Origin of the sequence: Epilithonimonas tenax DSM 16811 (assembly GCF_000428485.1) — a bacterium.
GTDB lineage: Bacteria > Bacteroidota > Bacteroidia > Flavobacteriales > Weeksellaceae > Epilithonimonas > Epilithonimonas tenax.
Genome location: NZ_AUAA01000074.1, coordinates 1 through 5,359, shown reverse-complemented (window position 1 = coordinate 5,359; position 5,359 = coordinate 1). Strand labels below are relative to the sequence as shown.

The following is a 5,359-nucleotide window of genomic DNA, read 5'->3' as shown; positions in this document are numbered from 1 at the left end:
GCATTAACTTTCATTCAATTTGTAAATGTTTTTGTATTTAATAGAAAAATGAATAATATTAAAATTGCATTAGTTTGATAATGCACTACGAGTAACATTACATATTCATATAATCTGCCTCAACATGGTAAAATTGCTATAACTAAGACCTTTTACAATCAAAAAAATAACGATAGTAAATTAGAAAAATCTTTTGATTGGGGATTCCAAATTGGATTCACAATGGATCCAAACGGTGGAAGTGTAAAACCTGATTTATCAGGTGGTGGCCTGAAAAAACCTAAAGATTTTAAGGTTCTTATGTATGGCATTGCCAAACGTAATGGGCAATGGCACGGTAGTAAGATGAATACAGGTATCTAATATGAAACATTCCTTTTTATTTTCTGTCTTAATACTAATACTCTTTTCTGTTTTATCCTGTAATCGGATATTGGATAATTATTTTGAAAAAGAGGCTCAACAAAATTACACTTCGCCATATATGGGAAAATGGGTAGGAACTTATAACGGGGAAGAGAGCGGAACGCTCTCCATTACTGTCGCAAAAAGTGGAAGTATCTTAGGAATTTATGGGCAAGAAGCAAAGACATTCATTAGCAATGTTTTTGATGATGGGTCAATATTGCCAGTTAATTCTGATGATCCTATGTTTTTTATACTTTACGGCAGTCTATATCAAAAAAAAGGCACTTGGAAAAAGAGCAACTTGCAAGGGACTTGGACACTTACTAAACAATAATATGAAGAAAATATTTCTATTAGGCGTGATTTGCCTTAATATTTTAGCATTTTCCCAAGAAAAAGCAAGTGTAGAAAAGTCTCTAACAGGTATTCAAATAGGACTTTTTGGTGCGGAATTTTATAATGAAGCCCGATTGTCTGAAAACTTTTCTCTCAGAAGCCAATTGGAACTATATCCTTCAATTTGGGGTGGAGATATGTACAGCAAAACAGGTTTTGCATTGGCACCAGCTATTTCTTTAACACCTAAATTTTATTACAATCTTCAAAAGAGGAGAGATGCTGGAAAAAATATTTCTAATAATTCGGGAAATTATATCTCTCTGAAAGTAGAGTATATTCCCGATTGGTTTGTAATATCAAATACTAGAAATATTACTGTAAGCGAAACAATTTCCTTAGTTCCAACTTGGGGATTGAGAAGAAAATTTGCTAAGAATTTTAATTATGAATTTAAAGCTGGTCTCGGAATCGGAAAAATTTTAAAGAAGGGCTATTCAACACAGGTTGTTCCCGACCTTAGTTTTAAAATTGGCTACGATTTTTAAAACCTGCAATTCACACAAATAAATAATTATAAGAACCTTAATTTCGATTAAGGTTTTTTTAGCTTTCGGGACTTCCCAAGCAATTTTTTATATTCCTCGGTTACGGCTTCTGTTCTGGTCTATATCGTTTCTGCGCGCTCTTTCATTCTTAAGATGTACTGCAACTTCCTTAACTTCTTTGGAACGCATCAAAAGTGCTGTATCTATGGGGTTGAGTTTTTTTTCTTCAGATACTTTTTTAACTGCTGAAGAAACGGATTTGGAAATTTCGTCATCTGTCTTGTATTGGATGGAATGAGAAATGAAATTGAATTTTTGTTTTACATCATATCCATACTTTTTCCCGATTTCATCTATTTTTTCCTGTTTTACTTTCTCCCGAATTTTATCATCGAGAAGAGTATATTTAAGTTTTTCATCAATGTTTTTGGTTCTTTCGGTGATTTTGGTTTTGTACTCGGCTTCTCTTTTTCTTTCTTCTTTTATTTTCAGAAGTTCATTTTTCTGCATACTCAAAGCGGTCTTTTGGGACCTATTTTCCCCTTTTAGATTTTCGATGGTCTTATCCTTGTCAATTCCGACTTCTACCCCAAAAACAGCTTTTTTGACGTCGTCGGGGGCGTTTTTGTTTCCGTCTTCCAAGGCTTTTTCCATTCTCGCATAGAATTCTTGTTGGTTTTCGTGCTTCGTTCCTGTGTTGCGGATTCCTCTTTCAAGTCCAAATTTTTTCATCTGGTCTGCATATCGGTCTTGCCTATCCTGCATTGCCTTTTTATTTCCAACTATTTCTTTTGCTGAAAGGCGACCATCTTCGGTTAAATTGACCGTGACTGCGTGAATGTGCATCGTTTTTTCATCTCGATGAACGGCAAATCTGACAATGTTTTTTTCTCCGAATTCTTTTTTGATGAAATCTAAATTTTGATTAATCCATTCTTTCCGCATCTGTGGGTCGTTCTCAATTTCTTTCATTTTCTCGTGAGAACCTGTAAGAATATGTGTGTTGTATTTTACAGCATCTTTGCGAATTTCTTTCAATTCTCCTGCTTTGTTTTTGGCAGAATATCCCTCTTTTATTCTGTCCGAAATTGCCAGGTTAAGTGGCTTTTTGCAATGGTCATTTATGATGTGGTTTTCGTTCAGATTTCTGCGCTCAGGGTCTGAATGTTTGTAGGTGTGTTCCGCTCCTTTTTCCCTATCGATATGCTTACCAATTCCTCCAGAACTGATAGAGCCTTTTTCGGTGTGATAAACTGCGTAACTCATATGTTTTCTCGTCTATATTTTTCTATTTCCGCATTCAAACCTTGTACTATTTTAGGCAGGTTGTGAAATGCAACTGCGTACTATTTCGAGCACGGAAACCCTCGGAGAGCCCACGATTTTTATTTTATGCAGCGGAGCGGAGTAAAATAAAAGTCTAGTGGGCTATACTTATTTTCAATAATTCCAAAATTACGCAAAAAAACCTTGTTGACAAAAATTTATTTTTGTAGATTTGTTATGTTGGTGCGGAAGGACAAAGAGGCAACGTGAGGACGACCTTGAGAAGCGCCAAATCCAATGACTATACAAAGCAAGTTTTAACTTGGAAAGGTGCTATTTTTTAGTGCCTTTTTTTGGTCAAATGGAAACTGAAATATTAAACTAAAAGAAAAAAAATAAAAAAAAAGAAAGCCTTTCAACCAATCGAAACGGATAAAAAAAATATATAAATAGTGGAATGAAATGGAACGGCTTTATGCTATTTTTTTTAGGAGTGTAGATTAAATTTGATTTCTTTTAATTGATTTTAAACTCCGATTTCTTTTTGCAATTTTCTTTTAAAAATGATAAAATAAATATAAGTACATTTGTATTTAAAACAAATCATTATGAATACAATTGATATTAAAAAAAAATCAACTTCTTTAAGGTTAAATTCTAATCTTTATGCCTACATCGAAAAACTGGCAAAAAAAGAAAATAGGAGTTTAAATAATTTTATTGAAACTACTCTTTTTGATGCATTGGAATACAGAGAGCCAAACGAAGAGACAAAATTAGCAATGGAAGAATCTCGAAAAGAGAGACCAAATTTGAAAAGATATTCAAATGCTAACGAACTTTTCGAAGATTTAGATAATGAGTTATAGTATTGTTCCCTCCACACGCTTCAAAAAGTCGCTCAAAAAATATTTGAAAAATCCTTCTGAAAAAAAACTTATAATGGAAGTAATAGACTTACTTCAAATGGGCGGTTCTGATTCTATCCCAAAAAAAATGAAACCTCATAAGCTAATCGGCAATTATAAAGATTGCTTAGAATGTCATATCCTCCCAGATTTGCTTTTGATTTGGGAACAGGACGAAAACCAAAAGGAAATCTATCTTTTAGATATTGGCTCTCATTCAGACCTATTTTAAATTCTTACAAAATTCAAATTATTTTTGTAAGCTCTGATAATCAAATATATAAAAGAAATATTTTTTTTATTCTTACAAAAAATATCAATCCTTACAAAATATTTGTAAGGATTCAATAAATATAATAAGCTGATTATCAATTACATAAATATATTATGCCGTGCATAACATCGCGCAACTCAATTGTTTTTTTTGAAACTCTTCCTTTTTGTTTTTTTTGAAAATCATTCCTAAAAACAATCTAAAAATTCATCAGAGTTTTCCACATTAAACCTTCTCTGTAATTACTATTAAAAATAAACTACTATATAGACAAACTACCAATTCTCTCAAACGCCCTACTGGAAGGCTGTAACAAATATTTTTTGGAGTTTTTGAATACTAATTAAGGTGTTTTTTGGAGTTTTTGAATACTAATTTTTGGAGTTTTTGAATACTAATTTGGAGTCGCTTGTTTAGTAACTCCAAAAAATGTATTTTTGTATTCATTACCTCCAAAAAAATACACAATGGCAAAGATTACTAATAAATTGATGTTTCAGTCTTACATATTTACAACCGCTAAATATGATTTTTCTGTTTATGAAAAGAGAATTTTGTACAGACAGATTGAAATAGAGCAAGCTCTTTTGAGTAATGAAATTCTAAAAAAAGCTGTAAAAGTAGATACTAGCCTTTGGGGAGATAAAAAGTATACAATTCCTATATCAATGCTTTTAGGGAGCGAGGAAGATAAGAACCATAAACGAATTAAAGAAGCTTTTGAAAGCTTAAGGATTAAGAAAATTGAGTATGAGGACGAAGATGTGTACTCTTGTTTCGGCGTTGTGAGTTCCTACGAGATTCAAAAAAGAGCAAAATTTGTTTCTTGGGTTTCAAATAGTAAAATAGTGGAAGCGGTTATGGATTTTTCAAAAGGTTTCCGAAAATACGAATTAGAAATAGCAATGCAATTTGAAAGTCAATATTCTATGCGTATTTACGAGTTAATTGGAAATAAAAAATCACCAATTACATACTCTATCAAGGACATAGAAGAGATGTTCCAACTTCAGAACAAATACAGGTCTCCAAATGGAAATCTCAATCTTAGCAAATTAAGGTCTGAAATTTTAGAAAAAGCAAAGCTAGAACTGGATAAAGTATCTCCTTTTACATTTGATTATGTGATTAAGGATAAAAAAACAGTTACTTTCATTCCACTTTACCAAGAAGATAAAGCCGACAAAAACCTTAAAACGATCCATATAGACAACTCTAATCTTGATTTGAGGGTAATTCTTACCGAAAAAGAAATAACGTCTTATATCGAAGAATTTGGATTCACAGAGCAAGGTTTGAAAAATAATTATGCATTGTTTGAAGATTGTAAAAAGAATCTTCCCGAAAACTATTCTTTCTTCCTATTTCAAGAAATTAGAAAATCTGCACGGAAAAAAGGAAAAATTAATCCTGCTTATGTTATTGGGATTATAAGAAATAATTTGAACGATTATAAAAGTCAAAACTAATGACAAAAAAAGAAATCTCCGAATTAAGAGAAGTTTTTAATCAAGAATTAATTAAACTCGTAGTGCATTATTAAACGAGATTTATTTTTAGATTGTTTATGTTCCTATCAAATACAAATTTATTCAAAAATTGAATAGTAGTAAGCGTTG

Annotated in this window: 7 protein-coding genes; 6 read left to right on the top strand and 1 reads right to left on the bottom strand. The window is 31.8% G+C overall.

Translation table 11 applies throughout. The features are described from left to right. Positions 1-222: 222 nt before the first annotated feature. Genes F564_RS20715 through F564_RS0117230 form a run of 3 tightly spaced genes read left to right on the top strand, consistent with a single transcriptional unit; the run spans position 223 to position 1,292 of the window. Positions 223-363 (top strand): hypothetical protein, encoded by a 141-nt coding sequence (locus tag F564_RS20715; RefSeq protein WP_154656917.1) that lies wholly within the window; start codon positions 223-225, stop codon positions 361-363. Position 364: 1 nt separating this feature from the next. After that, positions 365-742 carry a hypothetical protein gene (locus F564_RS0117235; RefSeq protein WP_076605690.1) on the top strand — a complete coding sequence of 126 codons (378 nt, stop codon included), beginning with the start codon at positions 365-367 and terminating at the stop codon, positions 740-742. A 1-nt stretch (position 743) separates the two neighbouring features. Then, the gene (locus tag F564_RS0117230; protein WP_028123688.1) at positions 744-1,292 is read left to right on the top strand and encodes a hypothetical protein; all 549 of its coding nucleotides are present in this window, start codon (positions 744-746) and stop codon (positions 1,290-1,292) included. Between the two features lie 87 nt (positions 1,293-1,379). On the opposite strand, the gene mobV is transcribed toward F564_RS0117230, so the two are convergent. Then, positions 1,380-2,558 (bottom strand): MobV family relaxase, encoded by a 1,179-nt coding sequence (gene mobV, locus F564_RS0117225; RefSeq protein WP_028123687.1) that lies wholly within the window; start codon positions 2,556-2,558, stop codon positions 1,380-1,382. A gap of 608 nt (positions 2,559-3,166) precedes the next feature. Here mobV and F564_RS0117220 point away from each other — a divergent pair. From F564_RS0117220 to F564_RS0117205, 3 genes are all read left to right on the top strand, one after another. Further along, on the top strand, positions 3,167-3,427 hold the full coding sequence (locus F564_RS0117220) for a ribbon-helix-helix domain-containing protein (RefSeq protein WP_028123686.1): 261 nt from the start codon (positions 3,167-3,169) through the stop codon (positions 3,425-3,427). Further along, positions 3,417-3,698: a type II toxin-antitoxin system YafQ family toxin gene (locus tag F564_RS0117215; RefSeq protein ID WP_034981930.1), complete on the top strand. Its 282-nt coding sequence runs from the start codon at positions 3,417-3,419 to the stop codon at positions 3,696-3,698. Before F564_RS0117220 ends, F564_RS0117215 begins: the two co-directional genes overlap by 11 nt. Positions 3,699-4,207: 509 nt before the next feature. After that, positions 4,208-5,209: a replication initiation protein gene (locus tag F564_RS0117205; protein ID WP_028123684.1), complete on the top strand. Its 1,002-nt coding sequence runs from the start codon at positions 4,208-4,210 to the stop codon at positions 5,207-5,209. Positions 5,210-5,359: the final 150 nt, after the last annotated feature.